This is a genomic window from Roseibium sp. FZY0029 (assembly GCF_036350355.1).
GTDB lineage: Bacteria > Pseudomonadota > Alphaproteobacteria > Rhizobiales > Stappiaceae > Roseibium.
The window spans coordinates 89,927-101,800 of record NZ_JAZDVZ010000010.1 but is presented as its reverse complement, the minus strand read 5'-3'; the positions used below and the strand labels follow the sequence as shown (position 1 = coordinate 101,800).

The 11,874-nt window shown below is 60.0% G+C and carries 12 protein-coding genes; 5 read left to right on the top strand and 7 right to left on the bottom strand.

Annotated features, from left to right (window positions below; genetic code table 11):
* The first annotated feature begins 222 nt into the window (after window positions 1-222).
* A complete protein-coding gene (locus V1T76_RS24585) occupies window positions 223-579 on the top strand; it encodes a hypothetical protein (RefSeq protein WP_330563329.1) in 357 nt (118 codons plus the stop codon).
* 24 nt (window positions 580-603) lie between these two features.
* Here V1T76_RS24585 and V1T76_RS24580 read toward each other — a convergent pair whose 3' ends face one another.
* Both V1T76_RS24580 and betC read right to left on the bottom strand, forming a co-directional pair.
* The gene (locus V1T76_RS24580) at window positions 604-972 is read right to left on the bottom strand and encodes a mannan-binding lectin (RefSeq protein WP_330563328.1); all 369 of its coding nucleotides are present in this window, start codon (window positions 970-972) and stop codon (window positions 604-606) included.
* A gap of 423 nt (window positions 973-1,395) precedes the next feature.
* Window positions 1,396-2,913, bottom strand: a complete 1,518-nt coding sequence (gene betC / locus V1T76_RS24575) for a choline-sulfatase (protein ID WP_330563327.1) — start codon at window positions 2,911-2,913, stop codon at window positions 1,396-1,398.
* Between the two features lie 197 nt (window positions 2,914-3,110).
* On the opposite strand from betC, the gene V1T76_RS24570 reads away from it, so the two are divergent.
* The 3 genes from V1T76_RS24570 to V1T76_RS24560 all read left to right on the top strand — a co-directional run bounded on the left by V1T76_RS24570 (window position 3,111) and on the right by V1T76_RS24560 (window position 5,697).
* Window positions 3,111-4,685 (top strand): ABC transporter substrate-binding protein, encoded by a 1,575-nt coding sequence (locus V1T76_RS24570; RefSeq protein ID WP_330563326.1) that lies wholly within the window; start codon window positions 3,111-3,113, stop codon window positions 4,683-4,685.
* A gap of 201 nt (window positions 4,686-4,886) precedes the next feature.
* Entirely contained in the window at window positions 4,887-5,363 is a 477-nt protein-coding gene (locus tag V1T76_RS24565; RefSeq protein ID WP_330563325.1) for a MerR family transcriptional regulator, read from the top strand.
* Window positions 5,317-5,697 carry a carboxymuconolactone decarboxylase family protein gene (locus V1T76_RS24560; RefSeq protein WP_330563324.1) on the top strand — a complete coding sequence of 127 codons (381 nt, stop codon included), beginning with the start codon at window positions 5,317-5,319 and terminating at the stop codon, window positions 5,695-5,697. Before V1T76_RS24565 ends, V1T76_RS24560 begins: the two co-directional genes overlap by 47 nt.
* 111 nt (window positions 5,698-5,808) lie before the next feature.
* On the opposite strand, the gene V1T76_RS24555 is transcribed toward V1T76_RS24560, so the two are convergent.
* From V1T76_RS24555 to V1T76_RS24545, 3 genes are all read right to left on the bottom strand, one after another.
* On the bottom strand, window positions 5,809-8,331 hold the full coding sequence (locus V1T76_RS24555; RefSeq protein ID WP_330563323.1) for a methyl-accepting chemotaxis protein: 2,523 nt from the start codon (window positions 8,329-8,331) through the stop codon (window positions 5,809-5,811).
* A gap of 180 nt (window positions 8,332-8,511) precedes the next feature.
* Window positions 8,512-9,210 (bottom strand): substrate-binding periplasmic protein, encoded by a 699-nt coding sequence (locus V1T76_RS24550; protein ID WP_330563322.1) that lies wholly within the window; start codon window positions 9,208-9,210, stop codon window positions 8,512-8,514.
* A 137-nt stretch (window positions 9,211-9,347) separates the two neighbouring features.
* Complete coding sequence (locus V1T76_RS24545; RefSeq protein WP_330563321.1) at window positions 9,348-9,662, bottom strand: SelT/SelW/SelH family protein; 315 nt, start codon at window positions 9,660-9,662, stop codon at window positions 9,348-9,350.
* A 43-nt stretch (window positions 9,663-9,705) separates the two neighbouring features.
* On the opposite strand from V1T76_RS24545, the gene V1T76_RS24540 reads away from it, so the two are divergent.
* The gene (locus V1T76_RS24540; protein WP_330563320.1) at window positions 9,706-10,623 is read left to right on the top strand and encodes a choline/ethanolamine kinase family protein; all 918 of its coding nucleotides are present in this window, start codon (window positions 9,706-9,708) and stop codon (window positions 10,621-10,623) included.
* Window positions 10,624-10,660: 37 nt separating this feature from the next.
* Here the strand turns inward: V1T76_RS24540 and V1T76_RS24535 are convergent, their stop codons facing one another.
* Both V1T76_RS24535 and V1T76_RS24530 read right to left on the bottom strand, forming a co-directional pair.
* A complete protein-coding gene (locus V1T76_RS24535; protein WP_330563319.1) occupies window positions 10,661-11,620 on the bottom strand; it encodes a heparan-alpha-glucosaminide N-acetyltransferase in 960 nt (319 codons plus the stop codon).
* Between the two features lie 56 nt (window positions 11,621-11,676).
* A complete protein-coding gene (locus tag V1T76_RS24530; protein ID WP_267871945.1) occupies window positions 11,677-11,802 on the bottom strand; it encodes a hypothetical protein in 126 nt (41 codons plus the stop codon).
* Window positions 11,803-11,874: the final 72 nt, after the last annotated feature.

Genomic DNA, 11,874 nt, shown 5'->3' with positions numbered 1-11,874 from the left:
CAGGTGCTGCGGGCCAGTCGCAGGAGTTTGTGTGTGCCCCCTTTTGGGCCCGTCAGAGGGGGCATTGAAGATCGGCAGGCCGACGTAAAGCTGTTGTTTTGATCCGTAAATCTTATACGTGCTGCGTAGTTTGCTGAATATTCGGCGGTTCTGTTTCGTGCTATAATTGGGTCCATCAGTTCAAAGTGAAGCATATGGCATCTTGCGCGGAGGAGGCGAAAGATGAGGCTGATTTCTATTGTTAAAATTACGCTGATGCCGGGTCTGTTTTACGCAGCTTCTCCTGCCAGTGCAGATCCGCTGGACCTGACACATCAGCCGGACCTGAGCGCGGCGAAGGTTGTTCTGGCCAGTCTGGACAAGGGGCTTGAGGTTCCGCCGATGCCGAACATGTCGCCACGCCTGTCCGGTGCGGTGGATCTGCCGGGTTCTTCAACCGACAAGGGGCCGTTGATCCGGGTTGCCGGCCGTTGCGGATCGTCCGAATACTATTGCGACTCGCCCGGTTTCCTCTATTGCTGCGGCAATTCTTCAGATGGGTTCTACTGCGCTGCCGACGTCAACGGCTGCACCAAGTAGGCTCCGGTCGGGATCACGTGTCGTCTAGCGACACTCACATACGGACATGCGGCCCTGCACGGTGGTGCGCCACTGGCCGCTCCAACTGAGACCGTTGCCGAAGCAGATGCCGGGGCATTTGCCTTGCGCATCGGCATTGTTCCAGATGGGGCCGGCGTCGATGTCCCGCCCGGGACTGGCCTTCTCGCAGGAACAGACCGACATCTGCCCCTGCACCGTCGTATGCCACTGCCCGTTCCAGCGCGTACCCAGCCCACCGCAAACCCGCGGGCATTTTGCCTGCGCATCGCCATTGTTCCAGATCGGCCCGGCCTCGACGTTGTAGGTCTGGGCACCGGCGGGAAGGGCGACGAGCAGGAAGAAGAACGCGGCAAGTGATATCGGCAATCGCATCGGGACCTCCGTAGGCAATCGATCCTCCGCAGCTTCCATTACCCGTCGCCGCGTGTCGACCGGGAAGTTCCGTGTGAACTGGTTTCTCGAACGGTGTGATCCCCCTTAGCTGGGGCCGGGACTGGGGATCGCGGTGTCCGAGGCGAAGGAAACTGGAAAATTTTGAGGTCAGTGGCGTACTGGATCCCCGCCTTCGCGGGGATGACAAGGAAGGTGTGGTGGGTCCGGGTCCGAGAGGCTGACAGGGCTGTCTCGCTCTCAGTTGTCATCCCGGTTTGGCGAAGCCAGGACCGGGATCCAGTATTCCGTGGAAGCGGTAAGTGGTTATTCGAGAGGTCAGAGGCGTACTGGGTCCCCGCCTACGCGGGGATGACAAGGAGGGTGTGGTGGGGCCTGGGCTGAGAAAAATAGGTGCGTTTCCCCTTACTCTCCCCTCGGATACCTCTGGCTTTCTTCCACGATGTTCAGGTCCATGTGGTTGCGCATGTAGCGTTCGGAGGCTTTTTGCAGGGGCTGGTAGTCCCAGGGGAAATAGGCGCCGTTGCGCAGGGCTTCGTAGACGATCCAGCGGCGGGCCTGGGATTGGCGGACTTCGGCGTCGAAGGCGGCCATGTCCCATTGTTTTCCGGTGATTTCGGCAAAACGCACGGCCATTGCGGCATGGGCCGGGTCGGCGGCGAGGTTGGTCAGTTCGTTAGGATCGTCCGTCACGTTAAAGAGCAGCGGCGGGTCGAGTTCGCAGTGGATGTATTTCCAGTCGCCCTCGCGGATGCCGACCAGCGGGGCGTAGGAGGCTTCGGCGGCATATTCCATCAGCACCGGTGCGGTACGGGTTTCGCCTTTTGCCAGCGGAACCAGGCTGGTGCCGTCGGTCCAGGGCATGATCTCGCTCATGTCGATACCGGCGAGATCGCAGACGGTCGGCAGAACGTCGAGCGTGCTGACCGGGTCGGAAATGTGCTTCGGGAGGAGATCCGCATCGGCCACCATCAGCGGCACGCGGGCCGAGCCTTCGAAGAAGTTCATCTTGAACCACAGACCGCGCTCGCCCAGCATGTCGCCGTGGTCGGAGACGAACAGGATGGTCGTTTCCTCGCTGAGGTCCATCGCGTCGAGCGCATGCAGGATCTCGCCGATCTTGTCGTCCAGATAGGTGATGTTTGCGAAATAGGCCCGGCGGGAGCGGCGAATGTCTTCTTCCGTGATGTTGAAATTGCGCCAGTCGTTGGCATCGAAGATGCGTTTTGCGTGCGGGTCGTGGTCGTCATAGTCCATTGCCGGAACCTGCGGCAGCAGATGCTCGCAATCCTCGTAAAGGTCCCAGTATTTCTGGCGGGCGACATAAGGGTCGTGCGGGTGGGTGAAGCTCACCGTCAGGCAGAAGGGCCTGTCGTATTTGCCGCGGCCGTAATCGTGGATCTTGCGCACGGCCTGGAAGGCGACATCGTCGTCATATTCCATCTGGTTGGAAATCTCGGCAACGCCTGCGCCCGTGACCGAGCCCATGTTGTGGTACCACCAGTCGATCCGCTCGCCCGGCTTGCGGTAGTCCGGCGTCCATCCGAAGTCGGCCGGATAGATGTCGGTTGTCAGGCGCTCCTCGAAGCCGTGCATCTGGTCCGGGCCAACGAAATGCATCTTGCCCGACAGGCAGGTTGTGTATCCGGCGCGGCGCAGATGGTGGGCATAGGTCGGGATGTCGGAGGCGAATTCCGCCGCGTTGTCGTAAACGCCGGTACGGCGCGGCAACTGGCCCGACATGAAGCTCGCCCGTCCCGGCGCGCAGAGCGGGGAGGCGGTGTAGGCATTCTCGAACCTGACCGACCGTTCCGCCAGTTGTTTGAGATTGGGCGTATGTAAAAAGTCCGCCGGTCCGTCCGGAAAAAGCGTTCCGTTCAATTGGTCGACCATCAAAATCAGGATGTTCTTGCGCTTGGTCATAGAGCTTCTCCAACGGAATGCAGGACAGGTTGTCAGAGTCCTAGCGTTTTTTTGATTGAGCAATCAATCAAATTCATTATCCTCTTTCACCAGCCCAAGATGTCGTTAAAACGACGTAACTTGCACATTTTACCTATGTGTGCAGGTTATGCCGTTCAGCCGGGCCAGCTTGGCCTCAAGAAAGAAGGGACAGGTATATGAAGACTCCAAACCAGCCACTCTTACAATCGGGGATCTCCCGGCGCGGCGTTCTGATGGGAACGGCAGCGATCGGCGCAACGGCGTTCGCAGGCCAGTTCGGCGTCGGGCCGGCAGCCGCACAGCCCAAGAAGGGCGGCACGTTCCGGGTTGGCATGGCCGGCGGCAACACCAACGACAACTACGATCCGGGCACATGGGACAACGCCTACTCCCAGACCTTCGCGACCGCACGTCACGGCTACCTTGTTGAAATCGGGGCCGATGGCTCACTCGTGCCGGAAGTTGCCGAGAGCTGGGAAGCATCGCCCGACGCGAAAGAGTGGACGTTCAAGATCCGCCCGGGTGTCGAATACCACGAGGGCGGCACGGTAACGGCGGACGATGTCGTTGCCTCGATCAACTATCATCGCGGCGAGAAGAGTACCTCTGCAGCGAAACCGATTGTCGCGCAGATCGAGGACGTCAAGGCGAACGGCGATACGGTCGTTTTCACTCTGGAAGCAGGCAATGCCGACTTCCCTTATGTCGTCAGTGACTATCACCTTGCGATCATGCCCGCCAAGGATGGCACCATCGATACCAGAAGCCCGAACGGCTGTGGTCCCTACAAGGTGGTCAACTACGATCCTGGCGTGATTGCCGAGCTGACGCGCAACCCGAACTACTGGAAAACCGACCGCGCCCACTTCGATGAAGTCAAGATGCTGACCATCCTGGATGCGGCTGCGCGCCAGTCGGCGCTGATGACGGGCAACGTCGATGCTATCGACCAGGTCGATTTGAAGACAGTCGGTCTCTTCCAGCGCGCGCCGAACGTCAAGATTCTGTCGGTCACTGGCACGCAGCACTACACTTTTGCCATGGACACGCGCGCGGCGCCGTTCAACGACAACAATGTGCGTATGGCGCTGAAATATGCCGTCGACCGGCAGGAACTGGTCGACAAGATCCTGTTCGGCTATGGCGCGGTGGGCAACGATACGCCGATCAGCCCGTCCTACCGCTACTATGCCGACGATATCGAGCAGACTACCTACGATCCGGACAAGTCCAAGTTTTATCTGAAACAGGCAGGTCTCGATTCTCTCGATGTCAGCCTGTCGGCAGCTGACGCTGCCTTCGGCGGCGCAGTCGATGCGGCGGTCCTCTTCTCCAACAGCGCCGCCAAGGCCGGCATCAACCTCAAGCCGGTACGCGAGTCGAACGACGGTTACTGGTCGGACGTCTGGATGAAGAAGCCGTTTTCCGCCGTTTACTGGGGCGGCCGTCCGACCGAGGATCTGGCGTTTACGGTTGCCTATGCAGCCGGTGCTCCCTGGAACGATACCTTCTGGGACAACGAGCGCTTCAACAAGCTGCTGGTCGAGGCCCGTTCGCAACTGGACGAGGCCAAGCGCGCCGAGATGTACAAGGAAATGCAGCAGATCCTGCGTACAGAAGGCGGCGTGATCGTGCCGATGTTCGCCAGCTACGTGATGGCGCACACCAACAGCGTTGCCCATCCGGAAGTGGTGGGCGCCAACTGGACCCTCGACGGCTTCCGGGCCATCGAACGCTGGTGGTTCGCCTAACAGTCCCAAGGCGGCTTCTGCAGCCGTAAAGGCGAAGGCGGTGGAACCCGCCTCGCCGGATTGATCTTCAAAGCGCTCCATCGGGAGCCTTTCCAACGGCCGGCCGGGCAAGTTCCGCTGGCCGTTTTTTTTGAAAAGATGCTTGACCTGGAGTGCACTCCAACTGGTAGCTGAAAGAAATCGTTCCGTTCGGAGACTGAAATGCTGATTGGTGACCTGGCCGAGAAATCGGGACTTTCGACCGATACCCTGCGCTACTACGAGAAGATCGGCCTGATGCCTCGGCCCCTGAGGGACGGTGGTGGACGGCGGGTCTACGATGCGGCGATCCTCAGATGGATTGATTTCCTGGACCGGCTGAAGTCAACCGGCATGGGCATCAAGGATCGGCTGCATTATGCGGACCTGCGCACACAGGGTGCGGCCTCTCTAACAGAGCGCCGTGAATTGCTGGAACAGCACAGACAGAAGGTTGCCGGCGATATCGTCAGGCTCACCGAAATGCTGGATGTCCTGGACGATAAGATTGATCTCTACAGAAGGATGGAAGCGGGCGAGACCGTCGACCCCACCTTCGAAAGCTGCGCCCGGACCGAACACGCTGCGCCGCCAAGCAAGGAAGTTCCGAAAGATGAGCACCGCCCTGGAACGCGGCCGCGCGCTGACGCAGAAACTTAATCCCGATCTCGAAGCCGTTCTCAGCAAGGGCTATGACGATCTTCTGCCCGGCTTTGCCGAAAGCCTGATCGAATGGGCTTATGGCCGGCACTACGCCCGTGAGGGCCTCGACCTGAAAACGCGCCAATTGTGCACCATCGCCGCCCTGACCGTGCTCGGTGGACAGACGGCACCGCAGTTGAAGATCAACATCGAACACACGCTGGCCACCGGGGCCAGCCGCACCGAAATCATCGAGGCGATCTGGCAGATGGCCGTCTACGGCGGCCTGCCGGCAGCCATCAACGGCCTCAATGCGGCACGGGAGGTGTTCGAGGCTCAGGATGCGGCCTGAGGACCTCATGATACCACTTGCGAGACAGATCCCCGGCTGTCTCTCCATCGTCATCCCGGCTCGCGCTTTGCTTGGCCGGGATGACCCCGAGAACTAGGAGAAAGTCCCCACTCAGGCCGCAGCGACGTCCTGAAGGAACCTGTCGATCCGGGTGGTGACTTCAGCCAGTTGCCGGGTGGCAGCGTCGGTGATTTCTTCCACCTCGCGGGCCGAAAGGCTGGTTTCGCTGGAGCCGCGGGAGAGGTCGCCGATATTTTCCGACACGCTGGCGGTCTGACCGGCCGCCTGGGAGACGCCGGTGGAGATTTCGGCCGTTGCGCCGGCCTGCTGTTCCACGGAGCTTGCCATGGCGGCCGCCGTTTCGTTGACGGATTCCATCATGTCCATGATCGCGCTGATCGCTTCGACAGCACCGTTGGTGGCCTGCTGGATTTCCGACACCTGGCTGGAGATTTCCTCCGTCGCCTTGGCCGTCTGTCCGGCCAGCGACTTGACCTCGGAAGCCACCACGGCAAATCCCCGCCCGGCGTCACCGGCGCGGGCGGCTTCAATGGTGGCGTTGAGTGCCAGCAAGTTGGTCTGCTCGGCAATCTCCTGAATGAGCTGCACGACGGCGCCAATGCGCTCCGCAGCGGCGGACAGGCCCTTGATCTGGTGGTTGGACGTGCGGGTGGCCCCTGCAACTTCTTCGACGCGCAGCAGGGTATCATTGACCTGCCGCCCGACTTCCTGAACCGAGGCGCTGAGTTCCTCCGTGGCGGCTGCGATCGTCTGGACGTTCTGGCTGGCCTGGCTGGAGGCCGTGCTGACATCTTCGGACTTGCCCGTGGTCGTGCGGGCGATTTCGGAGAGCTGCTCGGCAGTGTTGTCGAGCTGTTGCATGTTGCCGGTCACCGTGGCGAGGGCTTCCTCGATGTCCTGACGGAACGAGGCCACAAGGGCGTCAACGGTCGCCTGCCGCTTGCGGACACCTTCCTGGCTGGCAAGGGTTTCCTCTTCCAGTCGCATCCGTTCGATTTCCCGATCGCGGAAGGTCGAGACGGCCTGGGCCATATGGCCAATTTCATCCTTGCGGTTTGCTGCCGGCAGGTCGAGATCCGTATCGCCGTCCTTGAGTTTGAGCATGGCGCCGGTCAGCCCCCGGATGGGGCGGATGATGGCCGTGGAAAGCAGTACGACGAAGGCGATGCCCAGAAGCAGTGCCAGACCCAGGGTGACGGTGATCTGCGTCTGTGCGCCAACGGCGCTTGCAAGAGCGGTCGCTTCGGAGTTGGCGCTGATGACTTCCGCCTGATCCGTCAGCGAGGCGGCTGCCGCGGCAAAGGATTGTTCGCTTGAGCGCAGTGCCGTTGTTGAGGCAACGACTTCGGCAAATGTAGCTTCCAGTTTCGGGAAAGCGTCCGTACCGGCCGTAACGAGCGCCTTCAGGGGACCGTTCAGAAGATCGGTCAGGGCCTTGTCGGAGGTATTCTTGCCGGCAGAGGTCCGCACGGTGTCGAGATTGCCCAGTTCCGTTCGGGCATCGGCCAAGTACATCTGGAATGTATCGGCGGCGTTTTGGGACGATGTGTTCAGATAGTCGGAATAGGCACTGCGGACGCCAAGCACGCTGCGGGCGACACTCTGGGTATAATTCGACAGCAGGGCAATGTCGGCGCTGGCCTTGTCGAATTCCCGCAGTTCCTTGGTCAGGTCGTTGATGGGTTCCTCGGCGGCCTTGATGATGGTGTCGGCAAGGGTGATCAGCTCGCGAGTGGCCGGTTCCAGTTGCTTTTGCCAGGCGTTCGGGTCCGGAGACTTCAGATGCGCCTTCAGCAGCTTTTCAAAGGATTTGGAGCTTTGCGTCAGAGCCTTGACGCTGTCCTTGATCGTGTCCGTCTTCACCGTACGGCGAACGGCCTTGGCATCCTTGTCCAGGGCATCCACCCGCTCGGCCAGCTTCTTTGCCAGGCCCTTGTCCGGTGCCGCGGCAAAGGTCTCTGCTTCCTGCGCCAGCACCACCGTTGTGATGCGCATGTTGCTGAGCCGAGGGCTGACGTTGGACAGGTTGTTCATCTTGCCTTCGTTGGTGATGGCAAGGGCGGATCTGTAAGCGGCAAGAGCCGTATAGTCCTCGAAGGCCTTGTTGGTGGTTTCCACCAGTTCGGACGTCAGCGTGTCGAGACTGGCTGCTGCCGTATCCCGGCTCTGCCGTTTGTCGCGTAGCGTCGCAAATCCGGTCTCCAGTTCGCCGACGATTGCCGCAAGCTGCGTTGCTGCCTGGGGCTGGCTTTCGGAGAGGTTCAGGCTTTCGCGGGAAATCGAGGCAATATCGGCGACAACAGCCTCTGCCGCCTGACTGCTTCCTTCCCGGCCGAAGGTCTGGGCGTTGGTCAGCAAGCGGGGAACGCTGCCGAGAAGTTCGTTGGCCGTCTTGGCGACCGTCACCGAGTTCTTGACCTCCGAGCCTGCGTACAGGCCGCCCGCGCCGACCCCGATCGCGCACAAAAGCATGGCGCCGAACCCGATCTGCAACTGGGTCTTGATCGGCCAGTCGAAGAAGACGCGTGGCCGTGCCGCAGTCCCGGTACGGTTGATCCTCTTGGGTGTGCCGCTGGTTGCAGTCTTCCGGAAAGGAAGGTTTACGAACTTCATTCTTGAGCTCCGGAGGTTGTCTAGCCGGACGCATTTTGAGCGGAAAGTTTTAAGAAGAACCGAAGGAGAGCTGCATTAATTATGGGCGAACTTTTGTACGCTTGTTGTGCAGGTAAGGCTTTGGAAAGATTCTCTGCTGGGCCCCGCTAAGCAAAGAACCTCTTTACGAAAGGAAGTTTCCTATTGCGTCAAACGCTTGGGGTTGCTTTGCGGTTTCTTTTCAAGGTGGGAATTGAGGACGGCCTGCAGCCGGTTGGTGAGTGACACATCTGTTTTCCGGTTGCAGGCCAGCGCAAGCTCCACTGTCTGGAGGGTCAGCAGTTTCTTGATTTCCACGCCTTCCTGAGCAGCGACATAGGGAGATGATATCAGGCCGCCCAGCCAGAGCTGGGTATGACCGGTCTTCAGCATGTTTGCGTTCAGCTTGTCTTCGTACACCAGAACCAGATTGGGGTGACCCGCATCCTGTAGTTCGTTGGTACTGGTCCAGCCGCCAACAGCCCCCGTCGCATAGCCGAAACTGTCCTCAACGGATGACAGTCTGATCGAGCTGTCCTTGAGGGCAAACAGGCCGTAGCCGTCGATTTCCAAAGGTCCGACCCAGTTGAAATTAGGTTCGCGGGCTTCTGTGCGCCACAGCGCCATGAAACAGTGGTTGGCGTTGCTTTCGACCGCGTTCAATCCGCGCTTGAAAGGACGCATATGCATCTCAACCGATATGCCGGCTTCGTCGGCAAGGCTTTGGACAAGTCTGGTAACGGAGCCGTCGATACGCCCGTCTTCATGGGGGAAATAAAGGGGTTTGTAGTCTTCGGTGTAAATGACAATTTCTGGTCGCGTATTGTCTGTTGCTGCAAAAACGCCTGTTCCTGCGAGCAATACTATTGCCAGAAATAATCCTGATAACCCTATGTGCATGAAGGCTCCGGTTCATGCGGCTTGTCTTGTGTTTCTTCCGAAAGCTTCGTTTCAGAGGATTATGATAGCGTTTCGCAGGTTTAAGAAGCGTAATCCAATCAAACTTCTCCGGGATCGTGCTGCTTGTCCTGCCGGTCGCTGTGACCGAGATCCTTCTGCGGCCAGAGCTGGTCGCGGAGCCGTTGTTTCAGCACCTTGGCTTCCGGAAAGCCGCCATCCGTCTTGCGGTCCCAGACGGTTCTGCCGTCGCAGACGATCGTAAAGATGCCGCCGGTGCCAGGAACAAGCGTAACCGCCCCTGTTTCTTCAGAGAAGGTGGACAGGATCTCCTGAGCCATCCATGCGGACCGCAACAGCCAATTGCATTGGCGGCAATAGGTGATGATGATATGGGGCGAAGGGACGTTCGTCATGGCGTCCGGCCGGCTCCTCTGTTTCACTTTATGGTCCTTGCTTGTGCCACAGCTTTCCTCCGACGCGCCAGATGCCACTTTGCCAGCCATCCTGGAGACCTTTGAGACCCATCATCATTTGCACGAAGTGTGCGGCGCGCCTCTGACAGCCATGGCGTTTCCCGGATTGACCAACCGTGTGTTCAAGCTGCATGCCGAGAAAGGCACCTTCTTTCTGCGGCTGCCGCGCCGGGAGGCGGCAGGCAGCATCGACCGGAAAGCGGAAGCGCGAAATCTGACGCTGGCCGCTGATGCCGGGCTCGCCGTGCCGCCGGTGTTCTGTGATCCATGTACGGGTGTTCTGGTGACACGGGCGGTCGAGGTTCACACCGAAGCCGCCCATCGGGGCCAGCCGCCGCAAGCTCTCGCTGAGGCTCTTGGTGAGGTGCTGGGGCGTTTGCATGGGTCCGGCGCGGCTTTTGAAGGGCGGCTCGATCCGGACTGCGTGCTTGAGGCTCAATGGCACGGGCTGCGGAATATGTCAGACCTTCATTCGGAAATGGACGGGCTGGAAAAGGTGCTGAAGCTTCGCGCAGCCAGCATGTCTGGCAGCGCTGGCCTCGGGTATGTCCCGAGCCATGGCGACCCGTCTCCCGGCAACTGCCTGATGACGGATGAACGGCTCTGGCTGATCGACTGGGAATTTTCAGCCATGTCCGACCCGGCCTGGGATCTTGCCTATGCTGTTCTCGAACATCAGATGAGGCCAGATCAGGAGGACGTTTTTCTGCAGGCCTATGCGGCCACCGGGGCGGACCTGCCTGATGCTGCCCGTCTCGGTGTCATGAAAGCCAAATGTGACACGGTATCGGCTCTCTGGGCCCTGGAGCAGGTGGCTGCAGGGCGCGACGAGGCGGTGTTTCTTCCCTTTGCCCGGCAGAGACGGCAGCGCGCGCTTCAACAACTGGCTGTGCTTACGTGAGGCCTTGGAAACAGGCCCGACATCTTGGTACATGAAGTCAGTTGAGCGGAGCCTGCCGCTCCGGGTCGGCTAGGCACTGGCTGTATCTGTTGGACATTCGGTTCCGCAGCGACTGGTTGTCTGGTTCTGCCAGAAGCTTTTCCCAGATGCCGTCCGCTTTCAGATAGTCGAGCGTGCATCCGCAAGCTGCCTGGCAGATGTCCGGCGTGGCGGTCGTACCCTGGCAGGAAACCGTGCAGTTGCGCACGAAAGCGATTGCGGACCTGTCCATTTCGGGGCCGACCTGCACTGCTGTCCACACAAGGCCGTATAACAAAGGCTGGTGCAGCAGATAGACCGCAAGGGAATGACGGCCGAGAAACCGTGTCAGACGGCCCGGACGGTGGGAAAAGGTCAGGCCGGACAGCCTCTGCCACAGGTTGAGCTTGCGAAAGATCTTCGAGACAGCGACGCCGGCGAGCGTTACGCCGGCCCAAGGGGCAAGCGGAACATAGTCGACGCTGGCAAAACCCGGCGTGCCAAGACCCGTCCACAGCCACAACTGCCCGTCAAATGCCGGAGAAGCAGCCCAAAAGGGCAGACTGAAAACCAGCAAAGCGGCAAGCCCTGCCAGGACAACGGGGAGACGTGTGAAGGGCAGGGCGATCAAGCTGGACAGGGCAATGCAGTGCAGGATTCCGAAGCGGACAAACGTATCGCCGAAGGTGAAATAGGTGACCGCAGACACCGCTGCCGCCGCAGCAACGATCACGCCAAGGCGGCGCCAGAAGGCCTGCCAGCGGATACCCGTGTGATGCGCGAAATCGAGACTGATGCCGGCCAGAAACAGAAAGCTGCCGGCGATGGATGCAGCAAAGATGCGCCATCCGGCACCCTGGGCGACGGGCCAGTCGACATAAGCGAACCAGGAAAGATCCCAGGAGAAATGGTAGATTGCCATGGCGACAACAGCGAGGCCGCGGGCAAGATCGAGCACGGCCAGACGCGTTGAACGCATAAAAGAACTCTCTGAACGAAAACCGGGCCGTATACGGACGGTTGAGCCGGTATGGATTAGCTGCTGAACGCGACGACCAGTGTCGTGATCAGGGCCGATGCAGCGATCATTGCCCCGACATATGGCCATGGAGACGGACGATGGACGGTGAATACGTCCTGGTTCGCCGGATCCTGAAGCATGCCCTCACTCCCTTGTCCCACCACGAAGTGAGGCAAGAGTGAGCCAATTGCCCGGTTGCCGAAAGACGGTAA

Excerpts from the sequence above, each read along its gene's own strand:
- V1T76_RS24570 (WP_330563326.1), top strand. The coding sequence starts at position 3,111 with ATGAAGACTCCAAACCAGCCACTCTTACAATCGGGGATCTCCCGGCGC.
- betC (WP_330563327.1), bottom strand. The coding sequence starts at position 2,913 with ATGACCAAGCGCAAGAACATCCTGATTTTGATGGTCGACCAATTGAAC.
- V1T76_RS24560 (WP_330563324.1), top strand. The coding sequence starts at position 5,317 with ATGAGCACCGCCCTGGAACGCGGCCGCGCGCTGACGCAGAAACTTAAT.
- V1T76_RS24545 (WP_330563321.1), bottom strand. The coding sequence starts at position 9,662 with ATGACGAACGTCCCTTCGCCCCATATCATCATCACCTATTGCCGCCAA.
- V1T76_RS24555 (WP_330563323.1), bottom strand. The coding sequence starts at position 8,331 with ATGAAGTTCGTAAACCTTCCTTTCCGGAAGACTGCAACCAGCGGCACA.
- V1T76_RS24530 (WP_267871945.1), bottom strand. The coding sequence starts at position 11,802 with ATGCTTCAGGATCCGGCGAACCAGGACGTATTCACCGTCCATCGTCCG.
- V1T76_RS24580 (WP_330563328.1), bottom strand. The coding sequence starts at position 972 with ATGCGATTGCCGATATCACTTGCCGCGTTCTTCTTCCTGCTCGTCGCC.
- V1T76_RS24565 (WP_330563325.1), top strand. The coding sequence starts at position 4,887 with ATGCTGATTGGTGACCTGGCCGAGAAATCGGGACTTTCGACCGATACC.
- V1T76_RS24585 (WP_330563329.1), top strand. The coding sequence starts at position 223 with ATGAGGCTGATTTCTATTGTTAAAATTACGCTGATGCCGGGTCTGTTT.
- V1T76_RS24535 (WP_330563319.1), bottom strand. The coding sequence starts at position 11,620 with ATGCGTTCAACGCGTCTGGCCGTGCTCGATCTTGCCCGCGGCCTCGCT.